Below are 22,614 nucleotides of genomic sequence, written 5' to 3' on the forward strand. Positions count from 1 at the left end.
GTGGCGTTCGTCACCGACGCGTACGCCGGAAGGATCGTGGGCTGGGCCGTCGCCGCGAGCCAGCACACCAGGACGCTGCCCCTGGTCGCGTTGGACCGGTCCATCAGCTGGACAGCCCGGCACGGGCGGACCACAGGCCTGATCCACCACAGTGATCATGGCACCCAATACATCAGTGCCCTGTACGGCACGCACCTGACACAAGCAGGCATCCTCGCATCCACCGGCAGCGTGGGCGACTCCTACGACAACGCGCTGGCCGAAACCGTCAACGGCGCGTACAAGGACGAACTGATCCGCCGATCCAAGCCATTCGGGTCCGTGCACGCGTTGGAACAGGCCACGTTCCCATGGGTCTCCTGGTGGAACAACCAACGTCTCCATGAAAGCCTCGGCTACCGGACACCATGCGAAGTCGAAACCCTGTATCATCAACAACAGGCGATATCAATCGCCCCAAAAACCAACAAAACAGCGTGAACAAAAACCAGTCCACTTCATTCTAATGAACGCCATTCCCTGGTCCCACACCATGAGACAAACTTTAGACAGCGAAAACGCAATAGCCATTGAGCTGCATAGTTAAATAACTAGTTAGTTAGGCTTTGATGCTGCTGTAGATGGTTTTCCGGCTGACGTGGTACTTGTCGGCTATCTCCTGCACCGTAAGCGCGCGGCTCCGGTAGAGTTCGCGGATCCGTGCGCGGTCCCCGTCATTGAGTTTCGCAGGCCTTCCGCCCTTATGTCCCCTGGCCCTGGCGGCCTGGAGGCCGGCGTTGGTGCGTTCGCGGATCAGGTCGCGTTCGAACTGCGCCATCGCGGCGAACACGTTGAAGATCAGCACGCCTCCCGGCGTGGTGGTGTCCATGTTCTCGGTCAGACTTCTGAAACCTACTCCCCTGGACTGCAAGAGACTCATGAGATCCACGAGGTTCTGCCCGCTCCTGCCGAGACGGTCGAGTTTCCACACGACCAGGGTGTCTCCCTCGCGGATCACATCGAGCAGGTGATCCAGTTCGGGCCGGTGCGCCTTCGCGCCCGACGCGTGATCGACGAAGAGTCGTTCGCAGCCGGCCTTGGTGAGCGCGTCGGTCTGCAACTGTTCGTTCTGTTCCAGGGTGCTTACCCTGGCGTAACCCACGATCATGCCGGCTGGGCGGTCTGGTGACGGCTTGCATGATTGTCCATGTCGCGTTCGACCAGCATGCGCAGGTACTCCGACGTGTACCGCATGCCCGACCGCTTGCGCTGCTCGGCCAGCCATGTCGCCATCTCCCGGGTGGCCTTGAAGTGCACCTGCACGGTCTCCTCACCCTTCCGGAGGCGGGGACGCCCCAGCAGCACATCCTGGGCCTGCCCGACATCCGGCGCGCCCGTCATCTCCATAAGCACCTGCGCCGCCCGTTCGCGGGCTTCCTCACCCCGGTACTCGGCCACCTTGCGCGGCCTTGCCGTCATATCACGTTCCGTCATCACGTCCTCCAATCCTTCAAATGCCGACTGCCTACTCATTGGTATCGTCAAGCTGCTCTTCCACTGGCCTGTCCCAGAAACCGCCCTGCTCCGCGTTCACATGGAATACGACCAGCGCATCATCCGGGGTCCGTTTCATGATGACCTCGATGCTCGGCACCAGCGGGTCGCCATGATGCAGGCCGGTGAACTTATAGATCACATCCCCGCCCTGCTCGTACACCTCCGTTCGCGTGGCATTGACAAACGCATGCGTGACGTCGGCAAGCGTGTAGCTGTGCTTCTGCGCAGACCGGGCGAACACGATTCTTGGATTCATGGGACCATCATATCACACTTTCGTGCTACAAAATGTATAAACCTATAAGAACAATAATGTTATTACACATTGATTGTTAGACGGGTTTCTATACACTTTTTCGCATGAAAAACGGCCCGGATCACCGAGCCGTGGGATTGTGTAGTAAACGTTCGTTATTTGTACCAGCTTGCGCGCAATGGATTGTTCATGAAATTGGTTGTCACACATGTGAAATTGTCAACTCACCGTGCAGCGGTGGCACGGGCCGTTCGGATGATGCAACATGTGGCCTGTTAAGCGTGCGAAACTGCAGCCCAGTAACAGTATGGCCGCTGGAATCAACCAGCGGCCATACACATGAGCGGCCTTGTTGTGCATAGCTATCTGGCCAGCGCGAAAGCGATGCGCTTGCACCCATATGGCATGGACGCAAGCGCATCCTGATCAGAGGCTCAGATGCGTGTTGCCAACTGCGGGAAGGCGTGCAGTCCCGCATATTCGACGGAGTCGCCGAGCCGTTCCTCGATCCGCAGCAGCTGATTGTACTTCGCCACACGCTCGCCACGAGCCGGAGCGCCGGACTTGAGCTGCATGGCGTTGGCGCCGACTGCAAGGTCAGCGATGGTCGCATCCGGTGTTTCGCCGGAACGATGGGACACCATGGTGGTCAATCCGTTGCGATTGGCAAGCTTGATCGCCTCGAGGGTCTCGGTCACAGTTCCTATCTGATTGAGCTTGATGAGCGTGGAGTTGGCGGTGTGCTCACTGATCGCCCGGCGTAGGAACTTCGGGTTGGTCACGAAGATATCGTCTCCCATCACCTGCACTCTGTCGCCAATCTTGGAGGTGAGCGCCTTGAAATCGTCCCATGCATTCTCATCGAATGGATCCTCGATGGAAGCAATGGGATACTCGTTAATCAGGCTCTCGTAGAATTGAGCCATGTCCTGTGCGCTGGCCTTGGAACCATCAAAGTTGTAGACGTCGTTCTCTTTGTCGTAGAACTCTGAGGCAGCGGAATCGAAGCAGATGGCAATCTGCCGACCTGGCTCATAGCCCGCCTTTTCGATGGCCTCGACCAGAAGGTCGAAGGCCTCCCTATTGGACTTGAGGTTCGGTGCGAAACCACCCTCGTCACCCAATCCGGTTTCCAACCCCTTCGCAATCAAGACTTTCTTCAAAGCATGATAGGACTCGACGTTGGCTCGCAGCGCCTCGTGATAGGAGTCAAACCCAACGGGTGTGAACATGAATTCCTGAATGTCCACGTTGGACGAGACGGCATGAACGCCGCCGTTGAGCACATTCATCGCCGTCACCGGGATGACGTGCCCATTGGTGCCACCAATGTACTGATAGAGCGGCAGATGCGCCGAGGCCGCCGAGGCATGCAGGGCAGCCAGCGATACGCCGAGTATGGCGTTGGCTCCGAGCCGAGACTTGTTCTCGGTTCCGTCCAGACGAATCAGCGTCTCATCGAGATGGCGCTGATCGGATGCATCGAGACCGGCAACCGCCTTGGCTATCTCACCGTTGACTCCGTCGACGACGGTTTGCACGCCTTTGCCGTCATATCGTTTCGCATCCCCATCACGTTTCTCGTTGGCCTCGTTCTCACCGGTCGAAGCACCGGATGGAACGGATCCAAGACCGTAAGAACCGTCCTCCAGTGTCATCTCGACTTCCAGAGTTGGATTGCCGCGCGAATCGAGAATCTCGCGTGCGTGAATATTCGAAATCTTGCTCATCATATGTTCCTTTATCTTGTGAAATTTTTTTCAAGGAGTTCACCGCCTCTATACGGTGACTTCCCGAGTCATTCATGAATTGAGACTATTTTCGGTTCGCTCTGTCGAATGCCTCAGCGATTTCCTGCTGCGCCGCTGGCAGATCAGCCCACGACAGATCGGAATCGACGTGCTTGCCTGGTTCTATCGACTTGTAGTTGGAAAAGAAATGCTTGATTTCGGCCTTCTTCCAATCACTGACATCGTCCAGACCCAGCACGCCCTCATATCGAATGTCGTCCGGCACACAGATAACCTTCGAATCAGGACCGTGCTCGTCGGTCATGACAAACAGCCCGATTGGCCGAGCATTGATCAGGCATCCCGGGAATACCGGTACCTCGTCGAGAACCAAGGCATCGAGGGGGTCGCCGTCTTCCCCCAGTGTCCCCTCGACATAGCCGTAATCGGCGGGATAGCCCATGGATGTGAACAGGGTGCGATCCAACTTGATCCTGCCTGTCTCATGGTCCATCTCATACTTGTTGCGCTCTCCCCGTGGTATCTCTACAAGGACGGACAAGGTTTTCGTTGCGCTCATATTCCTCCCATCGTTCTGGCGGAGATGTGGGAGATAAAAAAACAGACCCCTGCATCTCTGCAGAAGTCATCAGCCTAACAGCGGTTCAGACGCTCATCACGACCGCGACAAACTATCTTGGGTAACTTCATACCCATGCTCACCAATATAGCAGGCACGGTCAATCATCGTATTCGTCGGCGAGTGGAACGGTGAGAACGGCAATGTGCTGCGTGTGCGCCAGACGCACCGAAACCGACCCATTGACCCACTCCTGCAACGCAGCCAAGGCCCCACGCTCCCGGGTGCCCACCACAATCATCACGGCATCGTGCTCACGGGCGAACTCCGCAAGCTCCTTCACAGGGTCTCCCACCAGAAGATGGTAATCAGCATCAGCGCCTGCACCCCGGGCAATTTTGAGCGCATGCTCAGACAGTTGCTTCGAGTTGTCACGCTCGGTTACGCCCATGCTGTCGGGATCTAAGGGCTCGATATGCCCGTCTTCCTTGACAAGGGTGGGATCCACATAGACAAGATGAAGCTTGACAGGGGCCATTGATGCGGCCATCTCGCATGCCTTCTCGATCACCCTATCAGGCTGCCCGGGAATGATTCCGACGATAATGGACGATAAATGTGCGGTTGGATGTTGCATAACAGCCCCTGAGTTCTAGTTAGAAGTGCAACACCGCTTATGGTTGGGATTGCTGATGTTCCGACCTTTGGGAGGTGCTGCACTCACTATGAAAGCTTATACGCATGTGACCGGGGGTGAGCGGATCAGGATTGAGATGCTGCGTTTCGGGGATCATGAGACGATCCGGCAGGTGGCCCGCCAGCTGCATCGTTCCGCCTCCACGATCAGCCGGGAGCTCAGGCGTGGCCTGTGGTTCGCGTCCAACGAGAACGAGTCGTACCGGCCCTACCATCCCGGGCGGTTGAAGACGGGGGCGTGGACGGCTGGCCCGTTCTATTCGGCGTTGACCGCGCAGCGCAAGGCCGAGGCACGTTCGCGCAGGCCGAGGAAGCCCAGGCGCATGATGGACGCGCGCCTGCACGCGTGGGTGGCGGACGCGTTGACGCGTGGCTGGACGCCCGAGCTGATCGAGGGCCGGTTGAAACTGGAGTATCCGGCTGACCCGTCGATGCGGATCAGCCACGAGTGCCTCTACCAGTGGATCTACCAGGGGCATGCGGACGGCGAGGATTGGCGGCGCTACCTGCCCCGGGCCAAACGCCACCGCACCAGACGGGCGGGCCGCAGGGCCGGGCGTGTGACGATCCCGATGCGCGTGCCACTCGCCCTGCGTCCCAAGGTCGTGGACCACCGAGGTTCGTTCGGCCACTACGAATCCGACACGGTCATCGGTTCGGCTCCCTCGAAGCGGTGCGTCGACACGCAGGTCGAACGCAAAACCAGAAAGCTGTTCGCCCGCCTCATCGAATCCAAAAGCGCACCGGCGACCGCCAGGGCCGAATACGCGATCTACAGCCACATCCCCGCAGCGGCGCGCATCGACCGGACCTGGGACAACGGGTCCGAATCCGCGTTGCACCGGCTCGTGGACGAGGCCCTGGGCATGCTCACCTACTACGCCGACCCATACTCGCCCTGGCAGCGCGCCAGCAGCGAGAACCGCAACGGCATGATCCGCCGCTACCTGCCCAAACACACCAGCCTGAAGAACCTGACCCAAACCGAACTCGACGACATCGTCACCGAGATCAACGACACCCCCATGAAACTCCTGGACTACCACACGCCCAACGAAGCATGGCAAGAGGAAATATCCAAACTCGGCCTATCATCAAACCAGACCAGCCAACAAGCCAAACGTTGCACTTGCAAATAGAATCCAGCGTTGAAGCTTGCAGTCAGTGGTGATGATAGAGTCTGAATTGTGACGCGCCGAACTGGCCTCCTGGGCGCAAAAACGGCAGGCCGATGAGTAAACCCCGTTATCCGCGCCGATACGATAGGGCATCGGCGCTCAGGCTGGTCATTCTGATGATGGCTCTGCTCGGAGATGTTCATGAGTTTGATGCAAGGGGCAGGATGTAGCATGCATACGATTAGCGGGCGTCGGCGATGTGCTTGAGGATGTCGATCTGTCGTTTGAATGCCCGCCGCCCCTCGTCGGTAGCGCTGATTTCGGTGAGTATGCGTCTGCCGCGGGCAATCTTGCTGACGTTGATATATCCAGCGTTTTCGAGGATGGTGACCTGTTTACTCAGTGTTTGTGGAGTGGTCTGCGCGGCTCTGCGAATGTCCGCGAAGCCGACCGCGTCAGCTTGGTTGATCAGCGACATAATCGTGAATCTCAGTGGTGAGAGAATGATTCTGTCCCAATCTTGCAGATCGTCTGAGAGATTCATGCGGTTCGCTTACTTGCTAGGAGTCGAACCGCGAAGATTAGACGGCAGGCACAGCCGACGGCGCAGATGATCCCTGCCACCAACGCCATCCAACCTAGACCCCTGCTCCCTGTCGAGCTGAACGACGCGGGTAGACCGGCACTCGACGCCGCCGCGCCCAGCAGCACGCAGCCTATCGCTAGGAGTACGTTTCTCCAACCCAACACGATACGCTCGAGATGCTTGCTGCCACGGGGCAGAATGTGACGGTGATTGCGTTCGCTGCGTACCGCGAAAAACGACAGCAGCACCGCACATATGCCGAGGAAAATGATGCCGTTCCAGGACCATGAGACAGACCACCACGCACCGAGCGTCAGGAACAATAGGACTTGGACGCTCGAGACCCAGGCGACCGTCCATCCGTACGACCGGATCTCCCGGTACGGCATGAAGCCACTGGCATCACCGCTGTGCTTGAGGAGTTCCCTCGCCTCTGCCGGTGTCGCTGTGCTGATGTCGTGGGTGTCGTCATCGGTTGTAATATCGTTAATAGTATCCATGTTGGCAAGTATACACGATTCTGTTATTGGTGCAAAGTAAGGTACGGTTCTTAATCGAGAACTTGATGAGGGGGTTTCTCGTCAACCGTTGTTGGAAGAAAGAGGTTCATGCATATGTTGCGTTCAATTTATCGTGTGGGAACAGTGTTGTTCTCCTTCGCCCTGGCCTTAGTTTTCGTCATGGCAGGATCAGAACTGCATGCCCAAGCGGCAGAGCCTGCAACGCAGGTTAAACAAGTATCGACATCCACCGAACCCACCGCTGGAGGCTATGTGCTCTCGTATTCGGACAATGAGGCGACCCGTTCGGCGACGGCGACTTTGAAGATCGGAACCAAGTACACCTTGGCATTGAGATCTCCGGACGTCCTCGTCATCAAAGACGGCCAAGACAAGACCATCGAAAGCCTTGCATCGTACAAGCAACAGCTCGAACAACGTTACCCCGAGGTCGCGGTTGGTGCGTGGATTCTGGCAACAGACCATGAGGCCACGATTACTATTTCTCAAAAACCGACGGCGACTGGGTTATATGGTGAGGAAAAAATCAGCGCCCCAAGTAAGGCATGGTACAACTGCATGGCCAATCACGGTATCGACGGGGGCATTGGCCGGTGCTGTGGCCGGATGTGGCGCGTCAGCAGAAATTGGCTGCATCGAAGGCGTAGCCCCCGAGCGGTCTGTTCGGTGCGGTTGGCGGAATCGTTACAGGAGTGTGGGACTGCAGAGGCAAGTGGTGAACTGCAATCATAAACCTTCGTTTGCTCTATGATCGAGGCACTCCGACTGAGGAGATTAGCCAGATTCTCTAAGTTAGATTCAAATCGTTTTGAATTTCTGGTCTCACAATTAACGTCTCGGCGTGACCGTCTGAATAGGAGAAGCGACAAATGTTGATACTGGTCTAACGGTTCTTCTTAAATACGATCATGACTGCATCCATAGATGGATGCAGTTGACCGATGACTTCTGATGAGCGTTGCAAGCTTTTAAACGCTGCGATTCCTAATATCTTCAGATCGATCTTGATGCATCCAGCAGGCGACGGACGTGACGATGATCGGCGGAAAGCGCTAAGTCTACTGTGTTCTGTTTGGTAATTTATTCATTGATGCCATATAAGAGTTTGAGTTTGCTGGCGTTAAGTTCATTCTGTCTTTATGAGTCGGCTCCTACTGGAATCTAAATACCTTATTGAGGAATGATTTATTGTCCTCAATGGCACATGGAGCACGAAGTTGTCGTGTATCCAAATTCCGCTCTAACAGCTAGACGATACGAAACCGATTGATGACCATTTCAGCGTTGGGAGATGAGCAATGACTTAGAGGAGGTGACAGTATCTCATGCTCAGATCGACGATGATGCACTTGATATGCCTGCTATCAGAAAGAAAATCGTAACCCTCAAGGTAAACAATAATGGCTTGGACTGCCGGCCTGTATACGTCGCCATGAGACTGTGAGATTCTGTATAACAACAAATAAATCATATGTGACGACCAGTTGACCGGGATTTATCAAGGCTCAGATTCTCTGGAAGTCGTTTATAGGAATCCCAACCACTGTGTGGACAACATTCCCTGTCGCCTCCCACAGCACTAATCGAGTTTGTTCTTGGACTGATTCTCCAGTCTCCGCCACCCCCCTTACAAGCCCATGATTACCGGTGTATACACGCGGTCTGGCCAGAAAGAACTGACTACACTGGATTTCCGGATGCGATTTGCTTCACATATGAATTATGCAGCCTGTTCGATGCTCTCAAAGGATGGCTGCTGCAACAGCCACTCCTTGAGAACCATCACATGGTTGTGCTCGGTATCCTTTGCCGCGTACAACAGCAATATGTCCTGATCGCGAATGATGTGCGAACAATTACGAGCAAATTCAGCCGCCTCGTCGCTCGCATCCAATTCACTCATATAGCGGTTACGGAACTCTTCGAACCTCTCGGCCTTATGCCCAAACCATGTACGCAGCGGTGTTGAAGGAGTAACCTCCTTCGCCCACAAATCCAAGCGAAGCCTATCTTTCTTCATGCCACGCGGCCATAGACGATCGACAAGTATGCGATACCCCTGTGTATCCGGATCCAAGGAATAGACTCGCATCATAATCATCGAATGCTTCATGTTTCACACTCCCCTGATGACCGTTATAACCATCACGCACTGACAAATCGCTTACGCCCCCAACGCTTGTCAGCAACCATGAGAGGACGCGTGCCTAGTCGCTCGTTTCCTTGGCGTCTCGCGCCGGAGTGATCATCGTCAGCATCATGACGGAGGCCTCGACAGCCTCCACCGCATGCGGCAGACGCGTCGGGAAATACGCCAAGCCACCAGGTACCAGATCGACCGTTTTGCCCGACGCGGTAACCTTCAGATGGCCGGACCCGGCCTGTACGAACACCGGCATCGCTGCGGTATGCTCACTCAGAACCTGCCCCGCATCGAAGGAGAACAGCACGACATTGCCGCCAGCATGCTCCATGATCGTGCGAGACACCGTGGCCTCGTCCTGAACCTTGACCAATGACGAGACATCGCCAATGAATCCAAGCCCCCCCGTCTCACCGTGCTCATCAGAAATTATATTTCCCTTTCGGTATTAGCGTGCTCTTATTCTCGTGACGGATAATCCTTCACCCCAGCTTATGGGCGACGATGGCTATGCCATTGATATGCTTCTTGTATTTGGTGAAAGTACGCTTCATAGTGAGAACCCGACTTCTCGCCTGACTGTCCTTGAGGAGGTTCTTCACAATGCGCAACACCCCAATGATTCCTTCATCCGCGATATTGCGTTTCATGTTCAGCAAGGCCATCGGTGCCGCATCAACCCAGTCAACCTCGAAACCGGCATCCTTCAGTAATGCCGTCCACTCGGCTGCGGTCAACGGCCTCGCACTCACCTTGATGGACTGAGCCAGTTCCTTGCGGATGGCATTCTTCACCTTCGTGTCCAAGGTGTCGGGCTGCAGCCCGAGCTCATGAATGGCATAGCGCCCACCTGGACGCAGCAGGCGGGCGGCCTCGGCAATGATCTTCTGCCTGCCACGGTCGGACTGCATTGTCAGCATTGCCTCGCCCACGACCACGTCGGCGCTTGCCTCGGGCAGACCGGTATCGCTGGCATTCGCCGTGATGCAATGCCCTCTACCAGCGACGATCTGGCCGACGATTGCAGCCGCCTTGGGATCCTCATCGACGCCAATATAACTGGCCGGCGAGTGCCCCAGGATCTCCGTCGCGGTGCGACCAAGACCCGGAGCAAATTCGACCACATCACCACCTTCCGCCTTGGCATGGTCAAGCATATGCTGTGTCAATTCCAGTCCACCCGGCCTGAGCACGCGCTTGCCGAGGCGAGCGAGCAGCCAGTGCCCGGGAAGGTGTGCGGAGTCGCGCTCCGAAAAAGGCAGCTCATCACCGCTAAAGTCTTCAGCATGACGTTCTGATGTAGGTAAAGAATTGGTTCCCATGCGTCACACTATAATGAGCCCTGACAAGACACTCCAGATACCTGATGCGGATAAAGGCAGGGCGGAACCATCCACTGACTGACCGCTGAGTAACCGAATAATTATGGACTGGACTGGAGATCACTTCGAAATCTGATACCAGCCACGTGCGCGCGAAGCGATTGATTCAAGAAAACATGGGCGATCCAAAGATGCGAATCTACTCGGTGCCATGCCTTTTCCCTGCATGAGCCGACAACCCGCAACCGCACGACACGGCGTCATGGCAAGATCCCTCGTTCCAGTGCGATGGCGGATCCACGAGCCACGCTTACTTTACAAACACTATATCTTGTGTCGAAAAAAATACCATCACTATATATAGTGGTTTCGATACAACGATAAAGACGAAAGCGTGAAACGGTGAATGATAGGTTTGTGGTAGAACTTGCAGATGACGCCATAGCAAAAGTCGTCAAGGATGTGCAACCTCACTGGGGGCCGCTCGGCTGGGTGACCTACAAGCGCACATATGCGCGTTACGTCGATTCCCAGCAGCGTACCGAGAATTGGGATGAGACAGTCAAGAGAGTCGTCGAAGGCAATATCAACCTTGACCCTCGCCTGCGTGCGTTACGTGGCAAGAAGAACAGAAGCTCTGAAGATATCGCACTCATAGCAAGTCTGCAGGAGGAGGCAATGCGCCTCTTTTCCCTCATCTACGGCTTGGGGGCCACTCCCTCTGGACGCAATCTTTGGGTAAGCGGCACTACGTATCAGAGTGAACATGGGGATGCCCTCAATAATTGTTCGTTTTACGCACCAAGAGTTAACCTACACAGCTATCACCATAGGCAATCGAATCAACCGTGGTTGTTGATCCATGCTCTAGGAGAATGGTCGAACTGATCCAGATCGGCGGGCGTGGGCGGCAGCCCACGATTCATCTCCCCCGCCCGTGCCGGTACTTCGAGATCTCAGGCGGAGATTGATCTGTCGTGAGCCGCTTGGCCTCCGCCTTGAGTTCCTAACGTAGGTAACTGGCGGTCTTCTTTAATTTGGACTTGTCACTGCCTTTGGTCTGGTAGCCGTAGCGTTGGCGCTGCCGCTCGTATTCGCTGTCGCTCAATGCCTGGTATACGTTCGGTGTTGTGGAATCATCATGACCACCGGGCTTGAAGCCGATGGAGGGTAGGAGCCGACGATCCTGCTCGGGAGGCAATGGCTGGGCTATCTTGTCGAACATGGCTTCCAGCTTGCTATGGTCCACGTTCTCGTGGGCGATGAACGAGGCAATGTCGTTCTCTCGCTTGGATACCTGCGACCAGTCCAGGCCCCAACCGGCGTCACGGGCTATCAGCGTCCAGAAGACGCGCTGCGCGCGGCCGTTGCCCTCACGGAAGGGATGCAGGGTGTTGAAGTTGTCGAAGTTGACGGCCAGACGCTCGATGAACCGGCCGCGATCCAAGCCTTGCAGCATATGATCATCGCGCAGCGTCGTCTCGGCGTATCGCACGCCCGTGGTGAACAGTTGCAAGGGTTGGAAGACGCTGCCACCGCCCTTGCTCATGTCGATGGTGCGGATCCGTCCCGCCCACTCGTACACATCCTGGAACAGGAAATGATGGATCCACTGCAACTGCTTGACCGTCCCCTCGGCAGTGAGTGGTGTCTTTTGCAATTGCAGGAATCGGAACGTGACCCAATCATTCTCAGCGGCATTCAACGCCTGCCCGCTATGGGCGTTGACCAGGTTGCGCAGCACACCGGTGCCAGGAATCAGATACGGGTCAACGTCGCTCATAGGCTGCTATGCATGGCATATCGTTGGTTCAACCGGTCGAGCAAACCCTGCAAGTCAATGGATCCATCCACATACTCTTGCGCGTCTCGATGGAAGGCGTCGGTGACGCGCCCGCCTTCAAGCTCGGCGGAATGCATGCCGTCACGCAACGCTAATGCTCGTCGTGTCCTCTCATCCATTGAACCCTCCCTTACTCGTACCTTCCATTATCCCACAATCAGCGGTGTTTCACCTTGCCGCGCACTGGGTCAGGAGATTCACGGTCTGCGTCTTCTCCGCACTGCTCATGGTGAGCCGATACTTGTGCTTGATGTAGGCTCTTTTGGCCATGTAGTCGCAATGCCAGGCCGTGTTGTCGGGCAGCCATACCGGGCTGCTTGACACATCCCAGTCCACGCCGGCGGCCTGCAACACGTCTGGATCGTTGTAATAGGAGACCCGCTCCCCCGCCCTGGACGACCGCCACAGGCCCGACGCCCAGGCATCCTGCACGGCCACGACATGATCGATCTGCACCAGCATGCTCGTCTTCTCACCCTTCACGAAATACATGCTCTCACTCGTATAGGGATCCTGGAGGTCGCCGGACTGCATCTTGCAATACCGGTTCATGACCACGTTCGTCATATCCCTTTTCAACACGTAATCCCTGGTCGTGCCATACCCGCACAGACTGCTGCTTCTCTGCCAGTCACCGAACTGGCTGTCACGGCTGTACCCCGGCAAGATGAGGCGTGGCCACACTCTCCTGCCGCGCATACCGCAAAGCCGTCGCATAGGACACGGGAGCCTTGAACGCCGAGGCGAAGGAACCAGACGCAGACGGCGACGAGGCAGAGGATGACGTGGCGTTGGCCTGAGCGGAACCGGAGTCGGCGGTGATATTCCTGCCATACCCCCCAGGCCGCGAACACGGCCATAACAACCAGCGTCGCCAGCCAGGGCACTGATCCTCGCGCCGGCCGGCGCGGATAGTAGCGTCTACTCATCGGACTTACCATCCTTATGCAGTCGATCCCAGTTGAGCACGTCATAGCCCAGGCTCGTCTCACTGCTGAACACCACAAGCTTCAGCTTGCGCTTGTTCCCCTTGGCCTTCGCCGGGCTGCCCCCGGCCATGACGAACGAACCCTTGCACAACGGATCCACGGGTGCGGCAGCGAGGTTCTTGATGTATTCCTTCGTCTTACCCCTGGCTTCCAACTCCACATACTCGGTGGCCGCGCCCGTATGGTTCACCGCCACCGTCAGCCACACCACCTCGTCATACATCCCATCAGCAGCAGGAAACCGCTGCACGCGAGGATCCGTCGCCAGATTGCCCGCCACATACACAAAGTCACCAGACATGAAAGCCATGGTCGCCTCACCTAACAGATTTATCGCTTTATGTCTTTATTCTAGCAATATTAGTGTTTTTATGTAATTCTGTTTCTCTGTCTTTATTGCATTGTTGCTTAGTTCTTTATCTCTATGTCTATCCATTCCTCAATGATTTTCGTCATGGGTTTGCCTGTTCTTACCGATTCCATCTTCAGCTTCCGATGCTTGCTCACCGGAAGGTACAGACTGATCTGCTGCGTCTTCTCCTTCGTCTCGCCGGTCCTGTCAATGAGCACGTCGGTGAGCTTCTTCGTTGCCTTCTTATTCAGATCTATTGCCATGATTCTTGCTTTCTGTCTTTATTGCTAATGTCTTTCTGCATTTATGTTTTTGTTGCTTATTGGCGGAAGGCGGCCATTACCTCGTCCACGGCTTCCTTGTACCCACTGTCTGCCGGGATGGCATTGGTGCCGATGGCTCGCTTGATGCTTTCTCTTGCCTTGATGTAGGAATCCAGGCGAGATAGCCCGGCTTCCTTGATGCGTTTCTCGCATTGACGCCACTCGACCGTGCGATCATCCACGCGCGTGACCAGCACCGTCATGGGCTTATCGACCGCCTCTGCCGTTTCCAGTGCTCGGGTCACGTCCAGTTTGCTTGGCTGTGTGGTGATGATGACAAGATCAGCCGCCGAGATTGCCGCTTGAATGATCTCGGCTTGCGAACGGGGGGGGTGTCGATAAGCACCCAGTCGGCGTCTGATACGGGTGGTTCATCTACTTCCTTCATGTTTGCGCTGTGCACGAGAAAGGGGAGAGGCGTCCCGTTTTTCTGTGCCATCTTTTTCCAGTCCGTAGCCCCTCCGGAAGGGTCGGTGTCCCTAACTTCCACCTTTTCCCCTCTTGCGGTCAGGATACCGGCGAACATGAGGGCGCTTGTGGTCTTCGCCGCGCCGCCCTTGGTGTTGGCGAAGGTGATGAAGTGTGCCATGACTATGCCTTTCTGTCTTTATTGCTTATGTCTTTATTGTAGCACTAATTATTGCTTGCAATAAAACGGTTATTATTGTTGGCAGCTATTTCAAATAATCCCTTACTCACCGCGTTGAATGCTATCCGAAACCAATCGAATCAACTTTGTTGTTGATTCGTGCGGCAGTGCCGAGGGCATGGTCGAGCTGATTCAGCTCGGCGGGGTAGAGGGGCGGCAGTCCCTCATGCAAACATCAGAACAACCTTTGCAAACATGATTTCGTGTGCTCTATATGTTTTATGGCCTTTCGCTGTTTGGTGTGGGTGGGCTGGTTATATGGTGACGGTGGCTAGGTCGAGCTTGCCGCAGGTCAGGTAGATCATCGTGGAGAAGTAGTCCATGTTGCGCAAGCCGCGGACTCGGGTTTTGATGTGTTGGATGATGCCGTTCAATCCCTTGAGGATCGCGTTGGTGCACCGGTGGTCGAAATACGTGAGGATGTCCTGCCAGTGACGACGGATCCGGCGGGCGAGGGTTTTCATGGGTTCCAGACGGGAGTGCATCATCCACGAGCACAATGTCTGGAACCCGGCTTCGGCCTGCATCCGGCTCGTGCTGGTGGCGTAGATGTCCTGGAGGGTCTCGCGCATCTGGCAGGCGCGTCCGGTCTTGACCCGTTGTTTCTGCAGGTTATGCTTGGTCTCCAGCTGGAGCCCGGTCAGGCCCTCCTCGTTGCGCAGCCACAGGTATTTCGTGCGCCTGAGCAGGGGGTTGCGCCCGGCCTGCGTCTTGCGGACCTTGTCGACGGCCTCGTTGGCGTGCTTGATCACATGGAACTTGTCGATCACCTTGGCGGCGTTGGGCAGGTGTTCGCGGATGCCCTTGGCGAACCCCGGGCTCATGTCGCAGGTGACCGGTGTCACCCGGTTCGGGTCACCGTTGTGGTCCATGAAATCCAACGCGAACCGTTTGACGGTGTTCGCGTCCTTGCCGGGCACCACGCAGATCACGTTGCGCTCCGCCGGATCGGCGACCACGGTGATGTACCGGTGGCCTTTGCGGCTGGTCTCGTCGATGCCGATCGCCTCCACGCCCGTGTAATCCTCGTACAGGCGGGCCTGGTCCACATCATGTCTGATGAACCGCCACAATCTCGTGTCATGTTCGCCGACCTGCTCGGCTATGTCCGCGACCGGCTGGCTTTTCGCCAGCTCCACGACCATCGCCTCGAACAACAGCGTGAACCCCCTGCCTGGACGGGCCCACGGCACCGGCACCGCACGCACGCCGTGCTCGGGGCATGATACGCGCGGCACGCCCGCGTGGATGAACGCCTTGTACTGGAAGAAGTTCAAGTGCCGCCACACCCGGTTCCTGACATCATGCATCGGGCACGCCTCCCGCCCGCACTCCGCATGCGGGCAAGAAAAACTCGAGCCGGGCTCGAATCCGATCGTGATGTGCAATTCGCGTCTGCCGCCCTCCCCGTCACGCAACTCCACACCCGAAACCCTCCAGGGATCAGGCAACTGCAAGGCGGCGGTGAACAACAACGTGGTATCCATACCCCCAAACTACCCGCCAGCCACCTCCACCCGACCAGCCCACCCACACCAAACAGCGAAAAGCCCATCATTTTTTCGGAAAGAAAAACCACCCCGCGATACACATATTGCATGACACAACATGATAAAATTATTACTAAACACGTTTAGTCATCAGATTGCAAGGAGGTAGGTTTCCATGGCTACGATCAGGGAGATCGCGGAAAAGACGGGCTTGTCCCAAGCGACCGTATCGAGAGTGCTCAGCGACGATCCGACATTCTCGGTGAAGGAAACCACCCGGCAGAAGATTCTGAGTGCCAGCTTGGAAATGGGCTACGAGAGCGTGCCCCAATACCAGCGCATCACCATACCCCAGCGCATCGCCATACTGAACAACGTTATTCCGGACAAGGGATTGCAGGACGCATACTTCGACGAGCTCAGATCGTCGTTGTACAGATACGCCGAGGACGAACGCATGAGCGTGACCGAATACCACGAGGTGAGCGATCTGATCGATGAGCGGACCAAGTACGCGGGCTTCATCTCGATTGGTCCCGCCCCGTTCGAAGGGGACCTGCTGCGTCGGCTGCATGCGGCTCTCCCCCATTGCGTGTTCATCGACATCAATCCGGCACCGAACCTGTTCGATTCCGTCCAGCCGGATCTGGAACAGACCATCCTGGACGCGCTGGACGCACTGATGGATGCCGGGAACCGCCGTATCGGCTTCATCGGCGGGTCCGGCAACATCATGGGAGACCATGAATACCCCGAGGATCCGCGCGCATTCGCGTTCCGCAGTTGGGCCGTCCGGCTCGGTCTTGATATCGACGGCCTTGTCCTGGACGAGGGGCCATTCACCATGGATAACGGCCGCATGCTGGGAGAAAGGCTCGCAAGCGAGCATGCCAACGATCTTCCCGACGCTCTAATCGTTGCGGCCGATCCACTCGCAGTAGGGGTCCTACAGGCGTTCTCCGCAGCCGGAATCCTTGTTCCGCGGGACATTCGGTTGATCAGCATCAACAACCAGGAAATCGCGAAATACACATCACCGGCGCTTTCCTCGTACGATATCGACAAGGATGAACTGGCCAAGGCGGCCGTGTTCATGCTTTCGGAGGCGTTGTCGACGAAGCACGTCGTAAACCGGCATATGAGGATTTCGACCAAACTAGTCGTCAGGGACAGCTTCGTGCCGTCCAAGCACTGACATGGCGCAATGATGGGAAAGGCCGTGGATTCCCGCTCCGGGGGATCCACGGCCTTTCGCTTCCTGATATGAAGAAGGGGCATGGTGGCTGGAAACATGCGAAATGACGTCATGCCCCTTCAAGACACCGCCGTAGGCATGCACCAGCGCCTTGTGGCAGTGTCTTTCCCGACATCGCGCGAAGGAGATGCGCGGCGTCGGGAAAGAGTTGGTCCGGCCCGTCGCGCAAGGACCGCCGTCAGATCAGTTCGAGATCAACGTCGAGGCTGATCGGCCGGTCGGCGGGAATCTGGTATTGCGGGTGTACCGGCGACATCCAGGAATCGTCGCCGCCAACGCCCATCTGGGCGGCGAGCACGCGCAGGAACATATGCTTCGGCACGGGCAGCTCGTCCTGATGCTGCGCCTCCTCGAGCATGAAGCTCGAATACGGCTGCAGGCTCATCGCGAACGGGTCCGCCCCGGCCGCGCGGTTTACGCGCAGGCCATGGCCATGCCCGTCGGTGATCTCCGCCCAACGTACCTCTTCATGATTGCCGGTCTCCTGCGGCATGAGGTACGGCGCGTGGTCGGCGAACGCGTCGGTGCTCCAGATGCCCAGCTTGGCGTGCTTGCGATCCCGGTACGTCTCCTCCGGACCGACACCGAAGAAACGCAGCCTGGAGTATTCGACCGGCAGCGCCCATTCGATGCCGAAGGCCGGCATGGTCGGCAGTTCGCCTTCTTTGCCCGGATAGTTGACGCGCAGGTTCACACGGCCGGTGGTGTCGGCGGTGTAGGCAACCGTCACCCGGGTGCGTTGCGGGGTGGCCAGCTCGTACACGTAGGTCGCCTTCAACGTATCGTCGTCGACCTGTTCGATCTCGTTGCCCACGCAACGGGCGTAACGGCCGGCGCCCAGCCACTGGACGCGTTCGAAGCCGTGGCCGGCGCCGCGGTCGTTGTCGGTGAGCGCGCGGAACGTGGTAATCGTCGGACGGCGAAGCACGAATTCACGGCCGTCGAAGGCGTAGGAGACCATGCCGCCCTGGGTGCGGGAGAACAGCATTTCGCGACCGGAACCCTGCACGCCGGCGTTCCAACGTCCGACGGTCACGACGCCGTCTATGGGCTTCTTGGCTTCCGCCATCGGTCTCATACCGTCGATGACGGCCTGTCCGAACGACAGCTCGTAGCCCGCCGGGGCCCAATCGGTCGGCTCGGCGAGACGTTGCGAGACCTCAAGCACCAGCTCCTTGGCATCCGCGCGATACTGGTCTACAGGCCAGTCGATTGCGAAGGATGCTGTCTCGTTCGCGGGGACATCGAAACGGCGGTCGGACTGCCATACCGGTTCGCCATCGGCCAGCACGCGCAACGCGAACACGTAGCCACCTGTCGAAGTGAACAGGTTGTCGTTCCTGACGACCACGCCGCTCTCGGTTACGTCCAAGTGCACGTTGGCGTACAGCTGCTTGACTTCCTGCGCTTTCGGCGTGGGACGGCGGTCGGCGAACACCAGGCCGTCACCGGAGAACTCGTAGTCGCTCGGCCTGTCGCCGAAGTCACCGCCGTAGCACAGACGCTCGGTGCCGTCCGACTGCCTGGCGAGAATCGCCTGATCGATGAAGTCCCAGATGAATCCGCCCTGATAGTGCGGGTAGCGTTCGAGTGCGGTGTATTCGTCCATGTTGCCCACGGAGTTGCCCATCGCGTGCATGTATTCGCACAACAAGTACGGTTTCTTCGGATCGTTCTTCAAATATTCCTCGACCGCGTCGGCATGCACGTACATGTGGGTTTCGATGTCGCTCACGTCATCGTAGTCACGGTTGTGGGTCACGCCTTCGTAGTGCACCGGACGGTTCGGATCGATGTCGTGCGCGTGCCGGTACATGGCGCGGAACACGTCTCCCGCATACGATTCGTTGCCCAGCGACCAGATCAGGACGCTCGGATGGTTGTAGTCACGGCGCATCATGCTGTTGACGCGGTCCACGCAGGCGCCTTCCCACTGCGGTTTGCTGCCCGGAACGGCGGTCTCCTCGGTCAGTACATCGCCCGGCAGGCACCAGCTGCCGTGGGTCTCGAGATTGGTCTCGTCAATCAGGTAGATGCCGTATTCGTCGCACAATTCGTACCAATAATCCTGGTTCGGATAGTGCGATGTGCGGATGGCGTTGATGTTGTGCCGCTTGCAGAACATCACGTCGTCGATCATGTCCTGCTTGGTGATGGCGCGACCTCGTTTGGCGTCGAATTCATGGCGGTCGGCGCCCTTGAAGACGATGCGCCTGCCGTTGATGGTCATGATGCCGTCTTCGATGCGGAAACGACGGAAGCCGATTCTCTGCACTGCCACTTCGACGATGTTGCCGGCATGGTCGATGATGATGACATCAAGCTCGTAGAGAGCCGGATTCTCGGCGCTCCACGGAGTGAGGTCCTGCAAGGAGCCTGAAGAAATCGAGGTCCGTCCGTCGACGCAGTGGGCGGTCTGCCAGACCACGTCGCCATCGGCGTCCTTCAGGGTCGCGGAGATGGTGGCCGCGTCGGCGGCGTTGCGCAAAGACAGAACGGCGTCGAAGGAGGCCGTACCGGTCTTGGCGTCGTAGTCCGTCTCGATCTGCATGTTGTCGATGTGCACGTGCGGCTGTGCGGCGAGTTCCACGGAACGGAACAAGCCGTGCAGCCGCCAGAAGTCCTGGTCCTCCAGCCAGGAGGCACTTGAATACTCGTAGCAGGCCACCGCCACGACGTTCTCGCCGTCGTGCAACAGGTCAGTGACGTCGAATTCGTTCGGCGTGAACCCGTCCTCGCCATAGCCGGCGAACAGGCCGTTGACCCACACGTAGATTGCGGTCGCCATGCCATGGAACACGATGGAGACGGTGCCGCCTGCGGCCTTGGCGCCGGCCAGTCGGTCGGAGACCGTGAATTTCCTGCGGTAGAGCGCCACATGGTTGCTTTCCGGCACGTTCGGTTCGAGCGGGTTCTCGTGGCCGTCCCACGGGTACTGGACGTTCACGTACTTGTGGTTCATCAGACCAGCCGTCTGCAGGTGTCCCGGAACCTGGATGCGTTCGAATGCGGAGTCGTCGAAGTTTTCGGCCACGAACAGCTCCTCATGGAAGTCGATGTCGGAGGCCTGCACCACCTCCACCCGCCATTCGCCGTCGAGGCTCTGCCTGAGATCCGAACGTTCATCGCCCTGCGGCATATGCGCGTAATAGCGATGTTCCGAATGTGCCGGCACGCGGTTGACCGCGAAGATGGTGGGGTCGGTGAGCCAAGCTTCCGAGGCGTTCCCCACGCAGGTCTCTTCTGTCATGATTCCTGCTTTCCTTTAAACATTACGTCGTTGTCAATGTATCCAAGAGCGCTAAACTCTTTTACTTGGATAATAAACCTTTATTACTCGTAATGCAAATCATGTTTTAGCTTTATCTTACTGACAATATTCAAACGATTGCATGTCAGGACAGTTTCCCTTTCCGTCATATCACATCAGTCGCAACACACTTTCGATACGCCGCGAAAGGCAAACGTTACTAATGTTTTTTACTTTTTTCCGTAAACATCGTATACTCTAGTCTCGAGGTCAATGGGTGATCTTCACTCCGACTCTTCTAAGGAGAAAAGCAATGAGCAATGCAACCACCACAGCGGACGATGAGGTCCGTCGCGGAAAGCTCGGCCAACGCATCTCATACGCATGCGGCAACCTCGGCCAGTCCGCCTTCTACAACGCGCTCAGCACATACTTCATCGTGTATGTGACCAGCTGCCTGTTTTCCGATGTCGACAAGGCCGTTGCGGCTAAACTCATCGGCATCATCACCAGCCTCGTCGTGATCATCCGCATCGCGGAGATCTTCATCGATCCGCTGTTGGGCAATATCGTCGACAACACCACCACCAAGTGGGGCCGTTTCCGCCCATGGCAATTCATCGGAGGCCTGGTTTCGTCCGTGCTGCTTGTCGTGATCTTCTCCGGCATGTTCGGCCTGGTCAACGTGGACCAGACTTGGTTCATCGTGCTGTTCGTCATCACGTTCATCGTGCTCGACGTGTTCTACTCGCTGCGCGACATCTCATACTGGGGCATGATCCCGGCACTGTCCTCCGACTCGCACGAGCGCTCCACCTATACCGCGCTCGGCACTTTCACCGGCTCCATTGGCTACAACGGCATCACCGTCGTCGTGATTCCGATCGTCACCTATTTCAGCTGGATGTTCACCGGCTCCCACACGGGAAACCAAAGCGGCTGGACTTCCTTCGGCATCATCGTGGCGCTGCTCGGCATCCTGACCGCGTGGACCGTCGCGTTCGGCACCAAGGAGAGCCAGAGCACCTTGCGCTCCAAGGCCCAGGATAACGGCGGCCCTCTCAAGGCGTTCAAGGCCCTATTCCAGAACGATCAGCTGCTGTGGGTCGCCCTGAGCTACCTGCTGTACGCCATCGCCAACGTGGCCACTACCGGCGTGCTGATCTTCCTGTTCAAGTTCGTGCTCGACAATCAGGCGGCCTACTCGGTCACCGGCATCATCGCACTGGTCGCCGGCCTGATCATGGCCCCGCTGTATCCGATTCTGAACAAGCGCATTCCGCGCCGCTGTCTGTACATCGGCGGCATGACCTCCATGATCATCGGTTACATCCTGCTTGGCATCTTCGACGATAACATGATTATGGCGTTCGTCGCGCTCGTCCTTTTATACGTGCCGAGCACGCTCATTCAGACGACCGCCATCCTGTCCCTGACCGACTCCATCGAATACGGCCAGCTGAAGAACGGCAAGCGCAACGAGGCGGTCACCCTGTCCGTGCGACCGATGTTAGACAAGATCGGCGGCGCGATGTCCAACGGCATCGTCAGCTTCGTCGCCATCGCCGCAGGTATGACCGGGAACGCCACCGCGGCCGACATGACCTCCTCCAATATCACCACCTTCAAGACTTGCGCCTTCTATGTGCCCTTGGCCCTCATCGTCCTAAGCCTGCTGGTGTTCTGCTTCAAGGTCAAGATCGATGAGAAGATGCACGCCAAGATCGTCAAGGAACTCGAGACCAAGATCGCCTCCGGCGAGATCGTCGACGAGGAAGCGCGGACCGCGGAAATCGTCGAAGCCATTGACGAAGAGACGAAACCCATCAAGGAATGACGGAATGGTGCGATAGAGACCCCACCTCTATCGCAGTAGGAGAAGGCCCGTCCAAGGTCCAACAAGACCTTGGACGGGCCTTCTTCGTTATCCGATCGCGAGGATCTCGTCAAAAAACTCCGACAATCCGAAAGCTTC

General features: G+C 57.1%; 26 protein-coding genes and 1 riboswitch. Of the genes, 6 read left to right on the forward strand and 20 right to left on the reverse strand.

All coding sequences use genetic code 11. The features are described 5' to 3' along the window. Positions 1–36: 36 nt before the first annotated feature. Positions 37–480 carry an integrase core domain-containing protein gene (locus tag DB51_RS09290; protein ID WP_432762356.1) on the forward strand — a complete coding sequence of 148 codons (444 nt, stop codon included), beginning with the start codon at positions 37–39 and terminating at the stop codon, positions 478–480. Positions 481–598: 118 nt separating this feature from the next. On the opposite strand, the gene DB51_RS09295 is transcribed toward DB51_RS09290, so the two are convergent. From DB51_RS09295 to DB51_RS09320, 6 genes are all read right to left on the reverse strand, one after another. After that, positions 599–1,147 carry a recombinase family protein gene (locus DB51_RS09295; protein WP_034254595.1) on the reverse strand — a complete coding sequence of 183 codons (549 nt, stop codon included), beginning with the start codon at positions 1,145–1,147 and terminating at the stop codon, positions 599–601. After that, on the reverse strand, positions 1,144–1,512 hold the full coding sequence (locus tag DB51_RS09300) for a hypothetical protein (RefSeq protein ID WP_156958335.1): 369 nt from the start codon (positions 1,510–1,512) through the stop codon (positions 1,144–1,146). The genes DB51_RS09295 and DB51_RS09300 overlap by 4 nt, the downstream gene beginning before the upstream one ends. Further along, the gene (locus DB51_RS09305) at positions 1,505–1,792 is read right to left on the reverse strand and encodes a hypothetical protein (protein WP_034254599.1); all 288 of its coding nucleotides are present in this window, start codon (positions 1,790–1,792) and stop codon (positions 1,505–1,507) included. Before DB51_RS09305 ends, DB51_RS09300 begins: the two co-directional genes overlap by 8 nt. Before the next feature lie 434 nt (positions 1,793–2,226). Next, on the reverse strand, positions 2,227–3,522 hold the full coding sequence (gene eno / locus DB51_RS09310) for a phosphopyruvate hydratase (RefSeq protein ID WP_034254602.1): 1,296 nt from the start codon (positions 3,520–3,522) through the stop codon (positions 2,227–2,229). Between the two features lie 85 nt (positions 3,523–3,607). Then, entirely contained in the window at positions 3,608–4,102 is a 495-nt protein-coding gene (locus tag DB51_RS09315) for an inorganic diphosphatase (protein WP_034254603.1), read from the reverse strand. Positions 4,103–4,155: 53 nt separating this feature from the next. Next, positions 4,156–4,246: riboswitch (Fluoride riboswitch) on the reverse strand. 16 nt (positions 4,247–4,262) lie between these two features. Beyond that, positions 4,263–4,739 carry a universal stress protein gene (locus DB51_RS09320; protein ID WP_034254605.1) on the reverse strand — a complete coding sequence of 159 codons (477 nt, stop codon included), beginning with the start codon at positions 4,737–4,739 and terminating at the stop codon, positions 4,263–4,265. A gap of 88 nt (positions 4,740–4,827) precedes the next feature. Here DB51_RS09320 and DB51_RS09325 point away from each other — a divergent pair, with 88 nt between their 5' ends. Continuing rightward, positions 4,828–5,937, forward strand: a complete 1,110-nt coding sequence (locus DB51_RS09325; protein WP_051867546.1) for an IS30 family transposase — start codon at positions 4,828–4,830, stop codon at positions 5,935–5,937. A gap of 220 nt (positions 5,938–6,157) precedes the next feature. On the opposite strand, the gene DB51_RS09330 is transcribed toward DB51_RS09325, so the two are convergent. Together DB51_RS09330 and DB51_RS09335 are read right to left on the reverse strand one after the other, a co-directional pair. Then, complete coding sequence (locus DB51_RS09330; protein WP_033513732.1) at positions 6,158–6,460, reverse strand: transcriptional regulator; 303 nt, start codon at positions 6,458–6,460, stop codon at positions 6,158–6,160. Then, complete coding sequence (locus DB51_RS09335) at positions 6,457–7,002, reverse strand: hypothetical protein (RefSeq protein ID WP_033513734.1); 546 nt, start codon at positions 7,000–7,002, stop codon at positions 6,457–6,459. Before DB51_RS09335 ends, DB51_RS09330 begins: the two co-directional genes overlap by 4 nt. A 108-nt stretch (positions 7,003–7,110) precedes the next feature. Here DB51_RS09335 and DB51_RS09340 point away from each other — a divergent pair, with 108 nt between their 5' ends. Next, entirely contained in the window at positions 7,111–7,755 is a 645-nt protein-coding gene (locus DB51_RS09340) for a hypothetical protein (RefSeq protein WP_034254608.1), read from the forward strand. A gap of 988 nt (positions 7,756–8,743) precedes the next feature. Here DB51_RS09340 and DB51_RS09345 read toward each other — a convergent pair. The 3 genes from DB51_RS09345 to DB51_RS09355 form a co-directional block, all read right to left on the reverse strand. Next, on the reverse strand, positions 8,744–9,136 hold the full coding sequence (locus DB51_RS09345; RefSeq protein WP_034254610.1) for a DUF488 domain-containing protein: 393 nt from the start codon (positions 9,134–9,136) through the stop codon (positions 8,744–8,746). Between the two features lie 94 nt (positions 9,137–9,230). Continuing rightward, positions 9,231–9,512 (reverse strand): cupin domain-containing protein, encoded by a 282-nt coding sequence (locus tag DB51_RS09350; protein WP_432762355.1) that lies wholly within the window; start codon positions 9,510–9,512, stop codon positions 9,231–9,233. Positions 9,513–9,648: 136 nt separating this feature from the next. After that, complete coding sequence (locus tag DB51_RS09355; RefSeq protein WP_034254614.1) at positions 9,649–10,488, reverse strand: class I SAM-dependent methyltransferase; 840 nt, start codon at positions 10,486–10,488, stop codon at positions 9,649–9,651. Between the two features lie 417 nt (positions 10,489–10,905). Here DB51_RS09355 and DB51_RS09360 point away from each other — a divergent pair, with 417 nt between their 5' ends. After that, positions 10,906–11,376, forward strand: a complete 471-nt coding sequence (locus DB51_RS09360; RefSeq protein WP_034254616.1) for a hypothetical protein — start codon at positions 10,906–10,908, stop codon at positions 11,374–11,376. A gap of 118 nt (positions 11,377–11,494) precedes the next feature. On the opposite strand, the gene DB51_RS09365 is transcribed toward DB51_RS09360, so the two are convergent. From DB51_RS09365 to DB51_RS09390, 8 genes are all read right to left on the reverse strand, one after another. After that, a complete protein-coding gene (locus tag DB51_RS09365) occupies positions 11,495–12,271 on the reverse strand; it encodes a Fic/DOC family protein (RefSeq protein ID WP_051867548.1) in 777 nt (258 codons plus the stop codon). After that, positions 12,268–12,450, reverse strand: a complete 183-nt coding sequence (locus DB51_RS10265) for an antitoxin VbhA family protein (RefSeq protein WP_156958336.1) — start codon at positions 12,448–12,450, stop codon at positions 12,268–12,270. Before DB51_RS10265 ends, DB51_RS09365 begins: the two co-directional genes overlap by 4 nt. Positions 12,451–12,499: 49 nt before the next feature. Further along, entirely contained in the window at positions 12,500–13,030 is a 531-nt protein-coding gene (locus DB51_RS09370; protein ID WP_156958337.1) for a hypothetical protein, read from the reverse strand. Between the two features lie 222 nt (positions 13,031–13,252). Next, the gene (locus DB51_RS09375; protein WP_156958338.1) at positions 13,253–13,621 is read right to left on the reverse strand and encodes a hypothetical protein; all 369 of its coding nucleotides are present in this window, start codon (positions 13,619–13,621) and stop codon (positions 13,253–13,255) included. Positions 13,622–13,728: 107 nt separating this feature from the next. After that, positions 13,729–13,935 carry a hypothetical protein gene (locus DB51_RS09380; protein ID WP_034254620.1) on the reverse strand — a complete coding sequence of 69 codons (207 nt, stop codon included), beginning with the start codon at positions 13,933–13,935 and terminating at the stop codon, positions 13,729–13,731. 56 nt (positions 13,936–13,991) lie between these two features. Continuing rightward, a complete protein-coding gene (locus DB51_RS09905) occupies positions 13,992–14,240 on the reverse strand; it encodes a hypothetical protein (RefSeq protein ID WP_051867553.1) in 249 nt (82 codons plus the stop codon). Next, positions 14,237–14,584, reverse strand: coding sequence for a ParA family protein (locus tag DB51_RS09910; RefSeq protein ID WP_051867555.1), 348 nt, complete (start codon positions 14,582–14,584; stop codon positions 14,237–14,239). Before DB51_RS09910 ends, DB51_RS09905 begins: the two co-directional genes overlap by 4 nt. 314 nt (positions 14,585–14,898) lie before the next feature. Next, the gene (locus DB51_RS09390; RefSeq protein WP_084674758.1) at positions 14,899–16,131 is read right to left on the reverse strand and encodes an ISL3 family transposase; all 1,233 of its coding nucleotides are present in this window, start codon (positions 16,129–16,131) and stop codon (positions 14,899–14,901) included. Positions 16,132–16,309: 178 nt separating this feature from the next. Here DB51_RS09390 and DB51_RS09395 point away from each other — a divergent pair, with 178 nt between their 5' ends. Continuing rightward, positions 16,310–17,329 carry a LacI family DNA-binding transcriptional regulator gene (locus tag DB51_RS09395; protein ID WP_034254622.1) on the forward strand — a complete coding sequence of 340 codons (1,020 nt, stop codon included), beginning with the start codon at positions 16,310–16,312 and terminating at the stop codon, positions 17,327–17,329. Between the two features lie 238 nt (positions 17,330–17,567). Here DB51_RS09395 and lacZ read toward each other — a convergent pair whose 3' ends face one another. After that, entirely contained in the window at positions 17,568–20,639 is a 3,072-nt protein-coding gene (gene lacZ, locus DB51_RS09400; RefSeq protein ID WP_034254624.1) for a beta-galactosidase, LacZ type, read from the reverse strand. A 313-nt stretch (positions 20,640–20,952) separates the two neighbouring features. Here lacZ and DB51_RS09405 point away from each other — a divergent pair, with 313 nt between their 5' ends. Further along, positions 20,953–22,476: a glycoside-pentoside-hexuronide (GPH):cation symporter gene (locus DB51_RS09405; protein WP_034254626.1), complete on the forward strand. Its 1,524-nt coding sequence runs from the start codon at positions 20,953–20,955 to the stop codon at positions 22,474–22,476. Positions 22,477–22,614: the final 138 nt, after the last annotated feature.

Source organism: Bifidobacterium crudilactis (assembly GCF_000738005.1).
Lineage (GTDB): Bacteria > Actinomycetota > Actinomycetes > Actinomycetales > Bifidobacteriaceae > Bombiscardovia > Bombiscardovia crudilactis.

Excerpts from the sequence above, each read along its gene's own strand:
- DB51_RS09295 (WP_034254595.1), bottom strand. The coding sequence starts at position 1,147 with ATGATCGTGGGTTACGCCAGGGTAAGCACCCTGGAACAGAACGAACAG.
- DB51_RS09300 (WP_156958335.1), bottom strand. The coding sequence starts at position 1,512 with ATGAGTAGGCAGTCGGCATTTGAAGGATTGGAGGACGTGATGACGGAA.
- DB51_RS09305 (WP_034254599.1), bottom strand. The coding sequence starts at position 1,792 with ATGAATCCAAGAATCGTGTTCGCCCGGTCTGCGCAGAAGCACAGCTAC.
- eno (WP_034254602.1), bottom strand. The coding sequence starts at position 3,522 with ATGAGCAAGATTTCGAATATTCACGCACGCGAGATTCTCGATTCGCGC.
- DB51_RS09315 (WP_034254603.1), bottom strand. The coding sequence starts at position 4,102 with ATGAGCGCAACGAAAACCTTGTCCGTCCTTGTAGAGATACCACGGGGA.
- DB51_RS09320 (WP_034254605.1), bottom strand. The coding sequence starts at position 4,739 with ATGCAACATCCAACCGCACATTTATCGTCCATTATCGTCGGAATCATT.
- DB51_RS09325 (WP_051867546.1), top strand. The coding sequence starts at position 4,828 with ATGAAAGCTTATACGCATGTGACCGGGGGTGAGCGGATCAGGATTGAG.
- DB51_RS09330 (WP_033513732.1), bottom strand. The coding sequence starts at position 6,460 with ATGAATCTCTCAGACGATCTGCAAGATTGGGACAGAATCATTCTCTCA.
- DB51_RS09335 (WP_033513734.1), bottom strand. The coding sequence starts at position 7,002 with ATGGATACTATTAACGATATTACAACCGATGACGACACCCACGACATC.
- DB51_RS09340 (WP_034254608.1), top strand. The coding sequence starts at position 7,111 with ATGCATATGTTGCGTTCAATTTATCGTGTGGGAACAGTGTTGTTCTCC.
- DB51_RS09345 (WP_034254610.1), bottom strand. The coding sequence starts at position 9,136 with ATGAAGCATTCGATGATTATGATGCGAGTCTATTCCTTGGATCCGGAT.
- DB51_RS09355 (WP_034254614.1), bottom strand. The coding sequence starts at position 10,488 with ATGGGAACCAATTCTTTACCTACATCAGAACGTCATGCTGAAGACTTT.
- DB51_RS09365 (WP_051867548.1), bottom strand. The coding sequence starts at position 12,271 with ATGAGCGACGTTGACCCGTATCTGATTCCTGGCACCGGTGTGCTGCGC.
- DB51_RS10265 (WP_156958336.1), bottom strand. The coding sequence starts at position 12,450 with ATGGATGAGAGGACACGACGAGCATTAGCGTTGCGTGACGGCATGCAT.
- DB51_RS09370 (WP_156958337.1), bottom strand. The coding sequence starts at position 13,030 with ATGCGCGGCAGGAGAGTGTGGCCACGCCTCATCTTGCCGGGGTACAGC.
- DB51_RS09375 (WP_156958338.1), bottom strand. The coding sequence starts at position 13,621 with ATGTCTGGTGACTTTGTGTATGTGGCGGGCAATCTGGCGACGGATCCT.
- DB51_RS09380 (WP_034254620.1), bottom strand. The coding sequence starts at position 13,935 with ATGGCAATAGATCTGAATAAGAAGGCAACGAAGAAGCTCACCGACGTG.
- DB51_RS09910 (WP_051867555.1), bottom strand. The coding sequence starts at position 14,584 with ATGGCACACTTCATCACCTTCGCCAACACCAAGGGCGGCGCGGCGAAG.
- DB51_RS09390 (WP_084674758.1), bottom strand. The coding sequence starts at position 16,131 with ATGGATACCACGTTGTTGTTCACCGCCGCCTTGCAGTTGCCTGATCCC.
- DB51_RS09395 (WP_034254622.1), top strand. The coding sequence starts at position 16,310 with ATGGCTACGATCAGGGAGATCGCGGAAAAGACGGGCTTGTCCCAAGCG.
- lacZ (WP_034254624.1), bottom strand. The coding sequence starts at position 20,639 with ATGACAGAAGAGACCTGCGTGGGGAACGCCTCGGAAGCTTGGCTCACC.
- DB51_RS09405 (WP_034254626.1), top strand. The coding sequence starts at position 20,953 with ATGAGCAATGCAACCACCACAGCGGACGATGAGGTCCGTCGCGGAAAG.